The following is a 19,289-nucleotide window of genomic DNA, read 5'->3' as shown; positions in this document are numbered from 1 at the left end:
ATTTCTATTAATGATTATGCCATTTTTAGCTATATTTTAGCTATTGATATTAATTCTTTTTAAAAATTTTTAAACTTAATGGTTAGACCATTTAAAGCATAGTGAGTCAAAAGAGCAAAATCTATATCAACTTCATGGGCTTCTCAAGGTACAATAAATTTTTGTCTATTTTAATGCATAGTTTTTATTTTAATTTCAATCAATTCTTTGATTCATTCGTTAGCTGAATTCATATCATTTATACAAGCTAATCTTAACTCTTGAGGAATGCGCTTTTGAAAGCTTCATCATAGCCTTTCAATCTTACCTTTTTTTGAGCCACTGATTGCAAGTTAAAGTTATTCATAATTGATTACACATAAACCCATATTGTGGGTTCGCATCATTTTGATGTGTTTTTCTTAGTTGAATAAAAGACTGTTCTTTTGTTTGTAAGCACTTCTTTTCATGTTCCATAGTTCTCAAACATTTGTTTTGTAGCCCTATAATAGCCGTTTAAAGTCTCTTGTTTATCAAAATAAGCAGAAAGTACTATTCCAGTTGAATCGTAAATAAAAGCATCTGCTTGTGCTCATTTTCCAAAAAAATCTTTTCTTGGTTGTAAAGGGTGAGCAGATTTGGAGTCTAAGATACACTCATTTAAAAAATGCTTAAAATCTTGTTGGTCAACGCTTTTATCTTCCATAATTTTCTTCCCATTTTCTTTCTAGTTGAACGGTGTGAAAAAGGTGAAATAATATACTGTTTTTCAAGAATAAAATTAATATTTTATAAGAAATCTTAAATCGTGATCTTGAATTAATTTTTCTCAAAAATGTATATAACTAAAATCATAATTAAATTTAATATCTTAGTTTTAAAATTTTGTTAACTACAACTTTATGTGTTGCTTATTAGATTTTTTATTACAGTTTTTATGAATAAAACCTTTTATACCATTTTATTTATATTTTATTATTTTTGTATTGATCGTTCTTATTGTGCAATTAAGTATGATTGCTACTTTTGTTTTGTAATCTTGCTCTTCACTACTTGTTCAATAACTTGAATGCGTTTCTTTTAATTTAGTCTAACTTTGTTCTCATTTTATTACCTCAAATTTAATTTTGAGGCTTTAAGACATTTTTACTTTCTAATTCATTGAGACATTATCACTTACAATTAGGCAGAAGGTTCTTATTTTTAGCTAAAATGCCTTGACAAAAAAAAAAAAAAAAAGAATAGAATGAAGTTAAATTAGTGCATTGTCATAAGTTAAATATTGAGATTATAAGGGGTAATATGAAAAAACGTAAGTTGATTTTATCATTATTATTTTCTGGGGCATCTTTAATAGTTATTGCGATTATTATTTATGAAGCTAAATCTTGTCAAAAGAAGAAAAATAATTTAATTCATGAAGTAGAAATATATAATTTAGCAGATTTAAAAACAAACCCTAATTTTAAATTACAACTTTCAAATGAAATAACAAAAGAAGAAATATTACAAGCTGTAATTATTGCGACTGAATTTGATAACTTAACTGAAGCAAATGATTTAATAATTACTATTAATAAAGCTACTTCTCAAGACAATGGAGCTATCGATATTACAGCGCGTAACTCAAAATGAGTAACTGGTAGTGTGCAATTTGAGATTCCCAAAATCAATTTATATAATCTAGCAGATTTAAAAACAAACCCTAATTTTAAATTACAACTTTCTAATAAAATAACAAAAGAAGAAATATTACAAGCTGTAATTATTGCGACTGAATTTAACAATTTAACTGAGGCAAATGATTTAATAATTACTATTAATAAAGCTAATTCTCAAGATAATGGATCAATTGATATTACAGCGCGTAATTCAAAATGAGTAACTGGTAGTGTGCAATTTGAGATTCCCAAAATCAATTTATATAATCTAGCAGATTTAAAAACAAACCCTAATTTTAATTTACAACTTTCAAATAAAATAACAAAAGAAGAAATATTACAAGCTGTAATTATTGCGACTGAATTTAACAATTTAACTGAGGCAAATGATTTAATAATTACTATTAATAAAGCTAACTCTCAAGACAATGGATCAATTGATATTACAGCACGTAATTCAAAATGAGTAACTGGTAGTGTGCAATTTGAGATTCCCAAAATCAATTTATATAATTTAGCGGATTTAAAAACAAATCCTAATTTTAAATTACAACTTTCTAATCAAACAACAAAAGAAGAAATATTACAAGCTGTAATTATTGCGACTGAATTTAATAATTTAACTGAGGCAAATGATTTAATAATTACTATTAATAAAGCTAACTCTCAAGACAATGGAGCTATCGATATTACAGCACGTGATTCAAAATGAGTAACTGGTAGTGTGCAATTTGAGATTCCCAAAATCAATTTATATAATCTAGCAGATTTAAAAACAAACCCTAATTTTAAATTACAACTTTCTAATAAAATAACAAAAGAAGAAATATTACAAGCTGTAATTAGCGCGACTTCTTTTGAATCATTAAATGAAACTGATGATTTAATTATTACTATTAATAAAGCTAACTCTCAAGACAATGGAGCTATCGATATTACAGCACGTGATTCAAAATGAGTAACTGGTAGTGTGCAATTTGAGATTCCCAAAATCAATTTATATAATCTAGCTGATTTGAAAAACAATTCTAATTTTAAATTACAACCTTCTAATCAAATAACAAAAGAAGAAATATTACAAGCTGTAATTAGCGCGACTGAATTTAACAATTTAACTGAGGCAAATGATTTAATAATTACTATTAATAAAGCTAATTCTAAAGATAATGGATCAATTGATATTACAGCGCGTAACTCAAAATGAGTAACTGGTAGTGTGCAATTTGAGATTCCCAAAATCAATTTATATAATTTAGCAGATTTAAAAACAAATCCTAATTTTAAATTACAACTTTCTAATCAAACAACAAAAGAACAAGTATTACAAGCCGTAATTAGCGCGACTTCTTTTGAATCGTTAAATGAAACTGATGATTTAATTATCGGTATTACTAAAGTAAACAACATCAAAGATGGATCGATTGAAATTACAGCGCGTAATTCAAAATGAGTGACTGGGGGTGTTAATTTTATTATCCCTCAAACAAATTTATATAATTTAGCGGATTTAAAAACAAATTCTAATTTTAAATTAGATCTAAATAATAATTTAAATAATTTTGATGTTTTAAAAAGTATTCATATGTTTTTTAATGATAATTCCATAAATGAGAATAATGATATAGCAATATCTATTAATAAATCTGATTATTCAAAAGATGGTAGTGTTATAATAAAATCTAAAAACTATTCAGAATTATGTACTGGGAATGTTAATTTTATTATTCCTAAACTAAAACCATTTGATATGACACTGTTAGACATTAAATATGATCAACAATGAGATATTAATAATTCTAATACAAATACATTAAAAAATTACTTTTTGAACTTATTACACCAAATCACCAATAATAATTTAATAACAATTGATAACTTTGATATTTCTATTTCCAAACCTTCTTGAATAGATATGGGTTATATTAATTTATCAGCTAAAGATGATAATAAATATTTGATAAATTCTTATAGAATTGATATCCCAAAAACAGAAAAATTTGATTTAGCTAAATTTAGTATGAATAATATTTCTAATACATATATTGAAGATGGTTATTCAAGGTTAATTCAAAAAATAAATGAATTTGCTAGCTTCCAAACTGAATATATAAGAGATTACACTATCACATCTCAACTAGGAACTATTGGAAAAGATGGTTATATTAAGATAACAACTAAAAAAGGTTCTCTATATTTAAAAGGAGAAGTAATTTTAACAATTCCAGCAAATCCCAAAATAAACCTTGGGTCATTAAAAATCGAAGATCAAGACTTCACCTATGATGATTTATCTGATGAAGGTAAAATTGTAAAACTAATTCGTGAAAAATATAATATTAACGAAGCAAAATTAGGAATTGATTTTACAATAAAACAAAACACTAAGCAAATTTCAGATTCTAATTATTATAATATAACAATTATTGCCACATCTGATTCGAATTACTTCACAGGACAAGTTACAATAAACTCAACAAATTATATTAAATTAGACATATCAAATCCAACAGTAGATACTGATAAAATAAAACAAATAATGAAAGATTATGATCATAAAGATTTCAATGACCCTTACACAAGTTATGGTTTAATACAAAGACTTTTCCCATTAAATTCACCGGGTGGCGTTGGGGATACTGTTGCGTCTGCATCGATGCCTTATTATGGTATTGATGGAAGTGTCAGAATTACTGCTAAAACAGAATCTACAAAAATCAAAGGAAGTCTAACTTTAAGATTTGAACCTTGATCACCATTAAATATAAACGACTTTGATGCAAACATTTTTTCTAAACTGAATGTTTCAAATTTCGGCTCAAATGACATAATAAACGAATTTTCAAAATTGTTAGGGACCGATAACAGAGGTTCTATCAAAGAAGGAACGGATTTCACATTTAGTAAATTGGGAGATAGAAGTATAAAAATTACTGCTGTAAAAAATTCCAAATATATCACTGGTGAAAAAATATTTGATCCAAATCCTCCTTATAATCCATATGGCTAAATTTTTTAGTGGCCTTAAAAAATATACATTTTATAAAAGTGATTAAAATTCACTTTTTATTTTTACATTTTAGATTCTTTTAAAAAATTTATTTTATCATTTGATTTGGTGTTGGTTGTTGTATTTTTCAATTCCTGTATTAAAATTAACTACTCTGATTGTTTATCGATTTGATTCTAGGTGTGCAAAAAATCAATCTATTAGTACAATAGTGTTTTTGGAGTTCTAGGAAAAGGGATAACATCTCTGATGTTAGCAGCTCCAGTAACATACATTATAAGTCTTTCGAAACCTAATCCAAATCCAGCTGATTTATAAAAACCATATTGTCTTAAATTATTATATCAATAAAGGTCTTCAGGGTTAATTCCACTTTCTTTGCATCTTAAAATTAGAGTTTCATAATTTGATTCTCTTTCACTACCTCCAATTAATTCTCCAATGCCTGGGACCAATAAGTCAACAGCAGCTACTGTTTTATTGTCGTTATTAACTTTCATGTAAAATGATTTAATTTCTTTTGGGTAATTAGTGACAAATGTTGGACATTTATTAACAATTTCACAAATATATCTTTCATGTTCTGTACCTAGGTCTAAACCAAAAAAAATGTTATTTTCTTCAAATTTGTGCCCATTATCAATTGCTTGTTGTAAAAGTTTTAAAACTTCTTCATAAGTATTTACTTTGAAATCAGCATTAACCATTTTAGTTATTTTTTCAATTAATCCAGATTCTAATTGAGATTCTAAAAATGTTAATTCTTTAACATTATGTTCTAAAAGATATTTAACTACATAAACTAGCATATCTTTCATTAAATTAATATTGTCATTAATGTCAGCAAATGCTACTTCAGGTTCTATCATTCAAAATTCAGCAGCATGTTTTGAAGTATTTGAATTTTCAGCTCTAAATGTTGGTCCAAAAGTATATATATTTTTAAATGCTTGAGCAAACGCTTCACCATTTAATTGACCCGACACTGTTAAATTGGCTTTTTTAGCAAAAAAGTCATCAACATAATCTTTGTTTAATTTACTTTCAGTTGTAGTTACAATAAACTCTTCTCCAGCACCTTCAGCATCATTAGAAGTTATGATTGGTGTTGTTACATATGTGAAGTTTTTTTCTTCTTGAAAAAATTTGTGAATTGCATAGGCAGCAGTTGATCTAACTTTGAAAATAGCTTGAAAAGTTCTAGTTCTTGCTCTTAAATGACTAATTTCTCTTAAAAATTCAGAAGAGTGTTCTTTTTTTTGCAAAGGATATTCTTCAATTGCTTGGTCAAGTAATTGAATTTCACTTGCTTGAATTTCAAATGGTTGTGGTCTTGATGGTGTTAGAGTTAATATTCCAGTTATTTCTACAATTGATGATATTCTAGCTTGTTTAGCATCTTCATACCCTAATATTTCTGGTTTATAAACAACTTGTAAATCATCCATATAAGTCCCGTCATTCAAAACCATAAAACTCACAGTTTTACCTTGTCTGTTTGATCTTATTCTTGCTATAATTGAAATTTTTTGATCAGTTAGTTTTTTATAATTATCATATATATATTTTAGTTCCATATTATTCCTTTATAATGTGTGTTTTAATAAATTGACCAACACCACCATTCATGTTAGTGTCAGTTATGTATTTTGCTTTTTGTTTAATAAGTTCGACTGCATTTCCCATAGCTACTGAATTTGGTATCATTTCAAACATTGATATATCATTAAGATTATCACCAAATATTAAAATGTCTTCTTTATCAATGTTTAATATTTCAGCTAGTTTTAAAACACCATAACCTTTATTTGACTCTATATGAATAAATTCATAGATTGGTGTTGACTCTACATTAGAGCGCATATGATTTAATTTATTTGTTAAATTATTTTTATTAATCCACTCTAACAATAATCTTTCCTGTTCTTCTTCTACAAATATCATTAATTGAACAACATCAATATAGTTTTTAAATGTTAATACATCCACTTTTTCTGTATTATACTTATCAACTCAATTTCTTTTAACCATTGATTCGACTTTAATATCAATCCCATTTCAATAAGCATGTGCAGGGATTTTAGTATAAGCTAAACAAGCTACATCAAGAATACTCATCATTTTCATAAACTCTTCAACTAACTTACTATCAATGCTTTGACAATAAATCGGATTGTATTCTTTTACTTCAGAAATAACTGCACCATTAGAAAAAACTGATAAATTAGAATATTTATCAACATTAAACATTTCAGCTCTTGGTTTAGCTGATGATCACCCCTGACCAGTTGATACAACAACATGAATGCCTTGCTCTGCTGCTAGTTTTAACATTTCTACATCTAATTTATTTGAAATTTTTCCGTGATTTAAAATAGTTCCATCCAAATCAGTAGCTATAAGTTTTATATTATTTAATTTCATTTACATCCTTATTATCTGATGAATTAAGATAAAAAGTATTAAGCTCTACTTTTTCATCAAAATCATCATTATCTTTAATTTTATCCAAATCAAAATATTCAAGAGCTTTTCTGGTCGCCTCATCATCTTTCATTATTTTATTTTCAAATTTTAATCATCTATATACAGTTTGCTTAAAGTGATATCTTAAACTTAATGCATGTCTTGAAGAATCATAAATTAATATTTCGTCATCTCTTGAGTGAATAGATCTTTTAATAAACAATTTTAAACTATCGTCAAAAGGAGTTACAATGTCATCTCTTGAGTGCATAATAAACATTGGAAACATGTTTTCAATTTTTTTATTATCATAAAACTTGAATACATCTATATTATTTCAATCAACACCAGTGTCTTCAGATTGAGCTTTAATAACACCTTGAATAAAGTTTTGAATTCTTTTTTTTCTTATAAATTCTTTTAGCCAAAAATTTCTTATTTGTAATAACAAAGTAGAAATTGAACCATATCCAGAATCACAAATAGCAAACTTAACATTATATTTTTTGAACTCTTCATTATATGTATTAATTCCATAATTTATTACAAATGATCCCATACTTACACCAAGCAAGCCAATTGTTTCTGGATGATGATTTTCTTGTAATCATTTCATTATAGCTAAAAAATCTTTTGATTCATTCAAGCCCATAGTAACATGTTTTACTTCTTCAGATTCACCATGATTTCTAAAATCAAATGAAACAATATTGTAACCTAATTCCATAAAAACTCTAGCATTATATAACCCTCAATATTTATGACCAGCAAATCAATGTAAACTAACTATTCATTTTTTTGAATTATGATCTGTTATATACTTAATTCCAGACAATGTTACACCATCTTCAGTTTCAAATTTAAAAGGTATTAAATTATCTGAAACTGTAATTTTTAATTTTGGAGTTTTATGAAATGAGTCCATAATTGAATTCATTTTTTTTATTTCAGGAAAATATATTGAGTTTCTATGTTTTAAACGCGTTAAATTTTCTATACCATTATAAAATGATATCAAATTTTTATTAACAGTTTTAAAAACTATATTACCCATTTTTAAATTTATTTTCTTATAAATTTTTCCCATGAAAACCTTTCGTTATTATTTTTTAGTATTTAGATAATGATATATCAAAAGATCATTAAAATAATGAAAAGGCAAAGTCTTTGAAATATAAATTTTTTTGTTTTGAAATTCAACACTATCAACAATTAAAGTATGTTTCACTAATGCATTTTCTTTAATTGATTTTGAAGGGACTTTTCCAGAAATAAAAATTGAATTGCCTTTTTTGCCTCCAATTGTTTCAATTACTTTAGATAGATGCGTTGATGTTCCATATTTAGTTATAAAGATAAATAAATCGTCTTTTGTTGAAGAATTAACGCGCTCATTGATTGAATCTCAATCTGAGTCAAGCAAATAAACATTTAATCCTTGTTCAAAAAAGAAATTAGATAAGTCCATTGCTGGCCCTTTAAGAACACCTTCTCAATAGCAAACAAAAACTCTTGGCGCTTTGTTAATCAATTCAATTGTTGCAACTAAATTATTTTTCTTGATAACAGTGTGATTTTGTTTAATAATATTTATATAAGCATTTGATACACACTGGTCATTTTGAGCAAAGTTTAATTCAGAATGCTCAACATCATTTGCTAAACAAATCATAAAATCTCTATATCCATCAATATCAATTTTTTTCAATAAACCATAAATTGCACTAAAACCCGTTTTTGCTCTTTTAGCTAATTCATCAATTTTAATATTAAATTCAACAATATCTTTAGAATTAGTTTTTATAAAATCTACTAAAACCTCTTCTCTTGAAGTTAAGTTTCCATCACCAACTGTTGATAGTTTTGCTAGAAATGATCGCATATCTTCTCCTTTGTTTTTATAAATTTTACAATATTTAGGAAAAAAATTCCACTAATGACTTCTTCTTTTGAATTAAATTGCCAAAAATTTTAATTTATCACAATAAACTTTTTTATCTTTTTATTTCAATTTTTCATATGCTAATTTTGCAATCATAGCAGCATTATCAGTGCAATATTGAAATTCAGGAATAATAGTATTTTTTATGTTATTTTTTTTACCTAATAATTTTATAACTTCTCTAAGTTCACAATTAGCACTAACACCCCCAGCAATTGTCAAAGTTTTTGGTTTAAATTCTTCAATTGCTTTTTGCAGTTTTTTTTCAATAATGTTTGTTGCTGCGAATTGAAAACTAGCACAAATATCATTTATTGGAATTTCTTTATGGTTTTGTTTTAAATTATGAATCGTATTTATAACATTAGTTTTTAAACCTGAATAAGAAAAATCATAACTACCATCATTTTTTGGTTGAGTAAAATTAAAAGCATTTTTATTTCCAACAAATGCTTGTTTATCAATTAATGCCCCTCCTGGGTATTTAAAACCAAGAACTCTAGCAACTTTATCATAACACTCCCCAATAGCATCATCAACAGTTGCCCCAATCACTTCAAAATCATTAGGCGAATAGACCATTTCTATTTGTGTGTGGCCCCCACTTACAACCATTGCTAAAACTGGATACTCAAATTTATTATTAATGTTAGCACCAAATATATGGCCTTCTATATGGTCTAAGGCAATTAAAGGTTTGTTTATGTATTCAGCAATACTTTCACCAACTAACTTACCAATAATTAAAGACCCAATTAATCCTGGTCTTTCAGTATAAGCAATATAATCAATTTCATTAATATCTAATTTTGATTCTTTTAAAGCAGCCAGTAAAGTATAATCAATACTTTCTAAATGCAATCTTGCAGCTAATTCTGGAACAACTCCACCAAAAGCTTCATGTTGCTTTATTTGAGACGAAATTATATTAGTTAATATTTTTTTATTATCAATGATTGAAATAGAAAACTCATCACATGATGATTCGATTGCTAATATTTTCATAAATACCTCTTTTATTCTTAAAGATTGTATAAAAAAAAGTTGTTTTAAACAACTAAATTTGTTTTTTCTTTCTTAATGAATTATTCATGAAACATTGATGTTGCAATTAATATGAATATAGCTGAAGTTGGAGCGAAAAATATACAAACAACACCAAGTACAAAATGATCTTTTTCTTTATCAGTACCACATTCTTCATATGCTCTTTTAATATTTATAAATAGCATTATATATAAAGCCATAAATACAAGTAAAAATATTATTGGAAATATAATTAACGCCTTTAAAATTATAATTGAAATTATTAACATTATAAGAAATATAAATATTAAAGCTGATATAGCAACCAATGAAATTAAAGAAAATATGTATCCGGCTTTGTACATTCTTTTTCTTTGTTGTTGTAAAGTTAACATAAAAAATTTCCTTCTTTGCCTTCTTAAATAATACTAATAATAACACATTTTTATTTAAAATTTAATTTTTAAATATTATTGATTCATAAATTGATAGCTTCAAACAACTTTTTTGAAAAATCTTTACTAATGTTTGCTTCTAAATAATCAATTTTAATTATTGGTTTATCTTTAACATATAAAACTACATCAAATATGTCTCCAACAAAATTAATTTTAATATCAAATATCTCTTCTAAACCAAACTGTTGTACTTCCACAAAAATGTCTATTTGCTTTTTAACAAGAAATAATCTCGACTGAGTAAAAGCAACCAAATAAGCTATTGATTCAATTTCACCAACAATTGAAGCTTTAATGGTTTCATTCTCAAATAAAAGTTTTTCAAGGTATTTATATTCTTTTGTATTAACTAAACTCATGATTTTAAACAGCCAATAACTGATTAGCTTCTTCAACAATAGCTAAACAATCTTCTATTGTTTCAACAATAGCACCGCTTGCTTGCAAGTGGCCACCACCACCTCATTTAATAGCTAATTCATTTATTGGTACTCCTGTTGATCTAAATTCAACTCTTCATTTACCATCAATTCTTGCTGAAAAACTTAATCAAATGTGAACATTTTCAATATCTTTTAAAAGATTTGAAAATTTTCCGTTATCATCATAATTTACTTCATATTTTTCCATTAATTCTTTGGTTAAAAAACTGTACCCAACACCATGTAGTGTAACATTAGCTGTTTGCATAACTTCTGCTTGAAGTTTTAGGTGTTGAAAATTTTTTTTATACATTGACTTATATAACTCATGAATATCAAAACCACTATTTAATAAATCTGAACAAACTTGAAAAGTTCTTGATGTAATCCCTCCAAAAGCAAACCTTCCACTATCAGTACATATCCCATGATAAATTACTTTACCAGCTTGTGGTGTTATTATTCATTTTGCTTGAATAGCTAATAAACCAATCATTTCACTAGCACTTGTAAATGTAGTATCCACTCATGAAATATCACCATATGGGGTTGCATCAGGGTGATGATCAATTTTAATTAAGGTTTTTCCTTTATTATAATTTTGATTGTCAATTCTCTCAACATTACCACAATCAGTTACAATAACTAAGGCACCATTAAATACTTCTTCATTTTCCATTTGATCAAAATTCCCAATAAATTTTAAATAATTAACTTCTTCACCAAAAGCATAAACTTCTTTTGTAGGATAATTAGTTTTTATTAATTCTTTTAACCCTAACTGAGAACCATAAGCATCTCCATCTGGTTGAATATGGCGTAAAAGTATTATTTTTTTATGTTCTTCTATTGCTTTTACAATTTTGCTTATCAATTCCATAAATCCTCATTTCTAATAATTATTATACTTATATAAAATGATAAAAATAAAAAAGTGACTAAATATCACTTTTTCAAAATGTTAAATTATTTAGCAGCTTTAGCAGCTTTTTTTTGCACTTTAGCAGCTTTTCTCATAGCCAATGCTTCTGCTTCAAAAACTTTTCTTAATTCTCTTGCAACTTTTGGTGATATTAAATTATTAATTAAAAATGATGACACTGAAAGATATATTCAGAATCCTATTAAAGTTACACCGTTAATTGCAACTAATATGGATTTAATAGTTTCACCATATTCAACAACTCATAAAGAATTACCTTGAATACCATATAAAGATATAAAAGTAACTGCAGTTGAAATAATTCATGCTATTAATGGTAAGATAATTCCATCAATCAATAATTTTGGAGTTAACACTTTATATGTTTTAAAACTATCTACAAGAGTAGCTAATACATAAAAAATTAAACTTGATGATAATACAAGATAGCCCAAAGCAGAGAATCATTCTCAGATTAAGCCTCCAGTACCTGGTTGAGAAATGTCTCCAACTCTTGCAAGTGCTACACATCCAGCAGATATTGTGATAAATGTTAGTAAATAAATACCATAATAAACTAATGCTGGTCTAATTAAAACTTTTTTCATGCTTGCGTATGCTGGATTTCTAAAAATAATTAATGCATGGACTAATATTGTTAATAATACTCAAGGAATTAAAAATGATGCAGCAACAGCTAAAGTTTTAACATCGGGTGAAGCATTTGTAGCTAACCCTGTTACTAAACCACCAACTAATCCTGAAAGAATAAATGATGGTAAGAAAGTTATCGCTAAGAAAAAATTGAATTTAAAAATTTCTAATGAGTAAATTTTTCAACCTAATGAATTATCTGCTTTTTGTTGCTGAGATTTATAATATGCTATTGAGTATTTTGAACCTTTAGCACAATACTCATAACCACGTTTTAGATCAAAGAATAACTCATCCCCACGGCCGTTAATTGATCTCATTCTTTCTTTTTCGTACATTTCAGTCAATGAGTTTTGAACAATTTGCGCTGGTTCTGCAAAAATTGTTAAATCTCTTTCTTTGATTAGTGCTGAACAAATTTCATCCATCATATTATTTAAAAATTCAGGTTTAAATGCTAATCCTGAAAAAGCAGCATATGAAGCTTTAACTTCTTCATAATTACCAGCTTCTAGTTTAGTTTTTAAATCAGAAACATAACCAATACTTTTTTGATAGTTATATAAAACATTTGATTGGCGATTTTTCATGTAGCTTTTCATTCCAATGATTGTTCCAAATAATAATTGTTTTGTAAGTGGAATAAATAGTGCAAAAACACCCCCAACTAATACCATTTTAAAAGGGTCTAATAAAGTTTTCATTAAAGAATTTGCTCCCATAAAACCATTTAGTGAGAAATTTACTCCCTCTGTTTTATTAGCATACTCAATAACCATTCTAATAACTTTGATATCTGACATAGCTCCCATTGAAAGCACTTCAGTAATTTTCCCTTCGCTTCCAATTATAAAAGATGAGTTGATGCTTTTTAAATTTTCAATAATCTTTAATTGGTCTTCGCTTGAAACTTTTAATCAAATTTCTTGCATTTGTGAATTTCAGTTTGTCCCTGACCCAACTTGCACAGAACCAATGTTGTAAATTGCAACTGAATCTATTCAAGCTGAATAACCAAAATAGATAATAGCAACAACTAGTAACAAAATAGATAATCTAATTGTTTTTCTCATTTTAAAATTTCCTTTCTTTAAATTTATAAATAATTTTATAATATTTGTTTATTTTTGTGTTTATTTAACTACAATATTAACAATTTTATCAACTACCACAATTTCTTTTATTATTTGTTTATTACTTATAAAAGACTTAACATTATCATTTGATTTAGCTAATAATAGTAATTCTTCTTTGGATGTATTTTTTTCAACTTCGATTGTGGCTCTTAATTTACCATTAACTTGAATAGCTACAATTATATTGGATAATACTAATTTACTTTCATCAACTGTTGGTCATGTTGATTTTAAAATAGTTTCTTTGAAGCCTAATTTTTCTCATAATTCCTCGCCGATGAATGGTGTAAATGTTGAAAGCATTTGTACAAAACCTTCAATGTAAGGTTTATAAATTGGTTTACCTTCTTGTTTGTAAATTGCATTAACAAACACCATAAGTTGTGAAATTGCTGTATTAAACTTTAAACTTTCAATCATATCAGTAACTTTTTTAACAACATCATTATAAATAAAATCTAAACTTTGGTCATTGTCATTAGTTAAAGTAGCATTATTAACCATTCTAAAGGCCCTATGCACTCATTTTAAAGCTGAATCTAATCCTTCTTCACTTCAAGGCAAAGAAGCTTCAAAAGGACCCATAAACATTTCATATAATCTTAAACTATCAGCTCCATGTGTTTGAACAACATCATCAGGATTAATTACATTTCCTCATCTTTTACTCATCTTACGATTATCAGGTCCAAGAATCATTCCTTGATTATAAAGTTTTTTAAATGGTTCTTTTCTATTAACAATTTTTAAATCATACAATACATGCATTCAAAATCTTGCATATAGCAAATGTCCAACAGCGTGTTCTTGTCCACCAACATAAACATCAATTGGTAACCACTTTTCAAATAGTTGCTTTGCTTGTGGTGAATCAATATCAATAAATTCGTTTTCAGCAATAGCTAAAATATAAGCTAAGAAGTATCATGATGGTCCAGCTGAATTTGGCATTGTATTAGTTTCTCTTTTATATTTAACACCATTAATTTTAACATTTACTCATTCATCAACTTTGGCTAAAGGTGATTGTCCATCACCACTTGGTTTAAAGTCTTTAATACGTGGTAGTACAACTGGCAAATCTTCTACTAGTATAATGCTCCCATCTTCTCCATGCAAGATTGGAAATGGTTCTCCATAAAACCTTTGTCTTGAAAATAATCAATCTCTTAGTTTGTAATTAGTTTTGACAAAACCAATTTTGTGTTCTTCCACATACTTAGTCATTTTTTCAATTGCTTCAATTCTGTTTAAACCGTTAATTAATTCTGAATTAATATGAATAGATTCTCCTACAAAAGCTTTTGATTGATCATCTGTTTTTAAAATAAATTTAATTGGTAAATTAAATTTAGTTGCAAATTCTCAATCACGAGTGTCATGAGCAGGCACTGACATAACCGCACCAGTTCCATAATTATTTAAAACATAATCACTAATTCAAATTGGCACACTTTCATTAGTTATTGGATTAATTGCATAACTACCTGTAAAAACTCCAGTTTTAGGTTTTGATTCATCTTTTCGATCTATTTCTGATTTATTTTTAGTAATTTTGATATATGCATTAACTTCTTCTAACTTGTCTTGAGTAGTCAACTTCAACACATCTTGATGTTCTGGGGCCATCACAACATAACTAACACCATAAATTGTATCAACACGAGTTGTAAAAACATTAATATTTATATTGTCGCTTTTAAATATAAGCTCAACACCAGTTGACTTACCAATTCAATTTCTTTGCAAATCTTTAATTGAAGAATTTCATTCCACTTCTTCTAAACCTTGTAATAAACTTTCTGCATACTCAGTAATTTTTAAAACTCATTGTTTCATGTTTTTTTTAACAACAGGATAATCTCCACGTTCACTTAACATTACTCCATCTTTTTCAACTATTTCATCATTCGCTAGAACAGTCCCTAACTCTTGGCATCAATTAACTTCAACATTTTTATATTCTGCTAAACCTTTTTTATACATCTGAACAAATATTCATTGAGTCACTTTGTAAAAATTCGGATTTGATGTAGATATTTCTTTATCATAATCATAAGTAAAACCAATCATCTTTAATTGCTTTTTGAAATTAGCAATATTTGCTAAAGTAAAATCAAGTGGATCATTGCCCGTTTTTAAAGCATATTGTTCTGCTGGTAAGCCAAATGCATCTCAACCCATTGGGTGTAATACATCATATCCCTGCATTAATTTCATTCTAGATATTACATCAGTGGATGTATATCCTTTAATATGCCCAACATGAATACCAGCCCCTGATGGATATGGAAACATGTCTAATATATATGATTTTTTATTAGAAGTATTACGGGTTTTAAATGTTTTGTTTTGTTCTCAATATTTAGCTCATTTTTTTTCTATTGCTTTGTGTGAAAACTCCATATTACTCCTTTAATGTTTTTTAACTATTATTTATTTTACTATTTTTCAAAAATAAAAAAAGCAACAATCAAAAGATTATTGCTCGTCTTTCTAAATGGTCGGAATAAATGGACTTGAACCATCGACCTCTCCGTTATCAGCGGAGTGCTCTAACCAGCTGAGCTATATTCCGAAAGCAAAATAATTATATGTTTTTTCGCTCTATAAGTCAATAAAAACTCGCTTTAATTAGAATGTTTATCGAATTGTAAGTAATAATGTCTCAATTAATTAAAAAGTTAAAATTTTTAAAGCCCTAGAATTATATTTGACGTTATCAAATGATAACAGAGCTAAACTATGTAGAAAGAAACACATTTGAAATTATTGAACAGGCGATGAATAACAAAAAGCAAGAATCATACTTAGTCTCACAATAATGAAAGATCATAGAAAAATAATAAGATATAAAAATTTAGTAGGAATTTAATTATATACATTTTTGAGAAAAATTAATTCAAGATCATAATATTAAGATTTCTTATAAAAATTAATTTTTATTCTTTAAAAACTGTATATTATTTCACCTTTTTCACAACGTTCAACTAGAAAGGAAATGGTCAAGAAAATTATGGAAGATAAAAGCGTTGACCAACAGGATTTTAAATAATTTTTAAATGATAGCATTTTAGAGTCCAAATCTAACTCTCCGTTTATAACAAAGAAATTCTTTTCGAGAATGCATAAAACAGATGCTTCTATTCATAATTAAATTGGAAAAAGTGAGCAGTACCAACTTTTATTGCAATTCAACTGGAATGGTAACTTATGTTTATTTAGATAAACAAGAGACTTTAAACGCTATTATAGGATTACAAACTGATACAGTGTTTAGAACTTGTAAAGCCAAAAGTAGTGGTTACAACCAAAAGAAAAATTTTGAAGACTATCAGGAAATTTTCAAAAACGTGTTCCTCAAGAACTAAGATTGCCTATATAAAAAATATGAATTTAGCTAACCAATGTTTATTCAAAATTATAATAAAAAGTATACGCTTAAATAGACAAAACAATAAATTTATTTGTGCTTTGTGAAACCCTTGAAGTTGATGTCGATTTTGTTCTTTCAACTCACTATAGCAGAAAGGTTTTAATAGATCAACCATTAAGTTTGAAAATAAAACTTAAACAACTAGCAATAAATGAAAAAATTTAAACCAATTCATTATCAAAAAAAGTAGAAGACTCCCACTTTTAAATTTAGTTTTTTATTTAACTTTCCTTGAGACATCACTTTTTACCTATTTACAAAACTTTATAGATTTAAATGTAAAAATAAAATTACAGTGAGGATATCTAGAATTTTAAAATCTTTTTTTCCTACACAGAAGTTATTTACCAATACACCGAGATATTCACTAAATTTATTTAATTAATTTTATATAATTAAAATATTTTAAAAATAATTGTTAGTTTTTACAAAAAAGTTAATATCTAATTTTTCATTCTCTTTGTTTACTAAAATTACTTATGAAAGTTTCTCCAACATAAAAATCAGTATTTATTGAAGAAACCTTAACATTGTAAGAGTAAAATCTACCAGCAGTATCATTTGATGATCTTATAAAATATAAATCGAAATTTAAATATTCAAAATTTTCATTAGGATATAGTTTTTTCATTACATCTATAACTTGTTTTTTTACTAAATCAATATTTTTAATTGCTTGCTCAGTTTGTGGATTTATATAAAAACTATTATATCTAGGATCAAAATCTTTAAATATTTCAACAATTTTTTTAGGAATTGCAAAAGTTAAATTAACTTCACCTTGATAATTTCCAACCCCAGTTGCTGTTGCTGAAGTAGTTGTGATATTAGATAATGTAAAATCAGCATCAGTCAAACCAGAATTATTATTGATAATTGCTTGTTTAATAGTTGATTCTTGATTATCTAATAAAGCATTAAGATTTGTTGTTATTAATTTTGTATTAAGCTGAGGAATAATTGTAAAAGTTACATTAACTGTTCCTTGATACCTTCCAACCCCAATTGCTGTGGCTGAAGTAGTTGTGATATTAGATAATGTAAAATCAGCAGCAGTGAAACCAGAATTATTATTGATAATTGCTTGTTTAATAGTTGATTCTTGATTATCTAATAAAGCATTAAGATTTGTTGTTATTAATTTTGTATTAAGCTGAGGAATAATTGTAAAAGTTACATTAACTGCTCCTTGATACTTTCCAACCCCAATTGCTGTGGCTGAAGTAGTTGTGATATTAGATAAAGTGAAATCAACAGCAGTCAATCCAGAATTATTATTGATAACTGCTTGTTTAATAGTTGATTCTTGATTATCTAATAAAGCATTAAGATTTGTTGTTATTAATTTTGTATTAAGCTGAGGAATAATTGTAAAAGTTACATTAACTGCTCCTTGATACTTTCCAACCCCAATTGCTATGGCTGAAGTAGTTGTGATATTAGATAATGTAAAATCGCCAGCAGTCAATCCAGAATTATTATTGATAATTGCTTGTTTAATTGTTGATTCTTGATTATCTAATAAAGCATTAAGATTTGTTGTTATTAATTTTGTATTAAGCTGAGGAATAATTGCAAAAGTAATATTAACTTCACCTTGATACTTTCCAACCCCAATTGCTGTGGCTGAAGTAGTTGTGATATTAGATAAAGTGAAATCGCCAGCAGTCAAACCAGAATTATTAGTGATAATTGCTTGTTTAATAGTTGATTCTTGATTATCTAATAAAGCATTAAGATTTGTTGTTTTTAATTTTGTATTAAGCTGAGGAATAATTGTAAAAGTTACATTAACTGTTCCTTGATACCTTCCAACCCCAATTGCTGTGGCTGAAGTAGTTGTGATATTAGATAATGTAAAATCGCCAGCAGTCAATCCAGAATTATTATTGATAATTGCTTGTTTAATTGTTGATTCTTGATTATCTAATAAAGCATTAAGATTTGTTGTTATTAATTTTGTATTAAGCTGAGGAATAATTGCAAAAGTAATATTAACTTCACCTTGATAATTACCAACCCCAATTGCTGTGGCTGAAGTAGTTGTGATATTAGATAAAGTGAAATCAGCAGCAGTCAAACCAGAATTATTATTGATAATTGCTTGTTTAATAGTTGATTCTTGATTATCTAATAAAGCATTAAGATTTGTTGTTATTAATTTTGTATTAAGCTGAGGA

The 19,289-nt window shown here is 26.8% G+C and carries 13 protein-coding genes and 1 tRNA gene; 1 reads left to right on the top strand and 13 read right to left on the bottom strand.

Annotated elements, in window-relative coordinates:
- Positions 1–352 precede the first annotated feature (352 nt).
- The gene (locus MCORR_RS02600) at positions 353–685 is read right to left on the bottom strand and encodes a hypothetical protein (protein ID WP_104208036.1); all 333 of its coding nucleotides are present in this window, start codon (positions 683–685) and stop codon (positions 353–355) included.
- 596 nt (positions 686–1,281) lie between these two features.
- Here MCORR_RS02600 and MCORR_RS02595 point away from each other — a divergent pair.
- Positions 1,282–4,647 (top strand): hypothetical protein, encoded by a 3,366-nt coding sequence (locus tag MCORR_RS02595; protein ID WP_104208035.1) that lies wholly within the window; start codon positions 1,282–1,284, stop codon positions 4,645–4,647.
- Positions 4,648–4,847: 200 nt separating this feature from the next.
- On the opposite strand, the gene asnS is transcribed toward MCORR_RS02595, so the two are convergent.
- The 12 genes from asnS to MCORR_RS03790 all read right to left on the bottom strand — a co-directional run.
- Positions 4,848–6,224: an asparagine--tRNA ligase gene (gene asnS, locus MCORR_RS02590; protein ID WP_104208034.1), complete on the bottom strand. Its 1,377-nt coding sequence runs from the start codon at positions 6,222–6,224 to the stop codon at positions 4,848–4,850.
- 1 nt (position 6,225) lies between these two features.
- Positions 6,226–7,071 (bottom strand): HAD family hydrolase, encoded by an 846-nt coding sequence (locus MCORR_RS02585; protein ID WP_104208033.1) that lies wholly within the window; start codon positions 7,069–7,071, stop codon positions 6,226–6,228.
- On the bottom strand, positions 7,058–8,200 hold the full coding sequence (locus MCORR_RS02580) for an alpha/beta hydrolase (RefSeq protein ID WP_104208032.1): 1,143 nt from the start codon (positions 8,198–8,200) through the stop codon (positions 7,058–7,060). Before MCORR_RS02580 ends, MCORR_RS02585 begins: the two co-directional genes overlap by 14 nt.
- A gap of 15 nt (positions 8,201–8,215) precedes the next feature.
- Positions 8,216–8,995, bottom strand: coding sequence for a MurR/RpiR family transcriptional regulator (locus tag MCORR_RS02575; RefSeq protein WP_104208031.1), 780 nt, complete (start codon positions 8,993–8,995; stop codon positions 8,216–8,218).
- A gap of 120 nt (positions 8,996–9,115) precedes the next feature.
- A complete protein-coding gene (gene tsaD, locus MCORR_RS02570; RefSeq protein WP_104208030.1) occupies positions 9,116–10,060 on the bottom strand; it encodes a tRNA (adenosine(37)-N6)-threonylcarbamoyltransferase complex transferase subunit TsaD in 945 nt (314 codons plus the stop codon).
- 80 nt (positions 10,061–10,140) lie between these two features.
- On the bottom strand, positions 10,141–10,476 hold the full coding sequence (locus MCORR_RS02565) for a hypothetical protein (protein WP_104208029.1): 336 nt from the start codon (positions 10,474–10,476) through the stop codon (positions 10,141–10,143).
- Between the two features lie 68 nt (positions 10,477–10,544).
- A complete protein-coding gene (locus tag MCORR_RS02560; protein WP_104208028.1) occupies positions 10,545–10,898 on the bottom strand; it encodes a hypothetical protein in 354 nt (117 codons plus the stop codon).
- A gap of 4 nt (positions 10,899–10,902) precedes the next feature.
- A complete protein-coding gene (locus MCORR_RS02555) occupies positions 10,903–11,841 on the bottom strand; it encodes a DHH family phosphoesterase (RefSeq protein WP_104208027.1) in 939 nt (312 codons plus the stop codon).
- 86 nt (positions 11,842–11,927) lie between these two features.
- Positions 11,928–13,610, bottom strand: coding sequence for a hypothetical protein (locus MCORR_RS02550; RefSeq protein WP_104208026.1), 1,683 nt, complete (start codon positions 13,608–13,610; stop codon positions 11,928–11,930).
- A gap of 60 nt (positions 13,611–13,670) precedes the next feature.
- Positions 13,671–16,079, bottom strand: coding sequence for a leucine--tRNA ligase (leuS, locus tag MCORR_RS02545; RefSeq protein WP_104208025.1), 2,409 nt, complete (start codon positions 16,077–16,079; stop codon positions 13,671–13,673).
- Between the two features lie 95 nt (positions 16,080–16,174).
- Positions 16,175–16,251, bottom strand: a tRNA-Ile gene (locus MCORR_RS02540).
- 1,294 nt (positions 16,252–17,545) lie between these two features.
- A partial coding sequence (locus tag MCORR_RS03790) for an autotransporter outer membrane beta-barrel domain-containing protein (RefSeq protein ID WP_181021217.1) occupies positions 17,546–19,289 on the bottom strand: 1,744 nt, incomplete at its 5' end.

Source organism: Mesoplasma corruscae, from assembly GCF_002930145.1.
In the GTDB taxonomy this organism is placed as follows: domain Bacteria; phylum Bacillota_I; class Bacilli_A; order Mycoplasmatales; family Mycoplasmataceae; genus Entomoplasma; species Entomoplasma ellychniae.
This window is presented reverse-complemented; position numbering and strand designations above follow the sequence as displayed.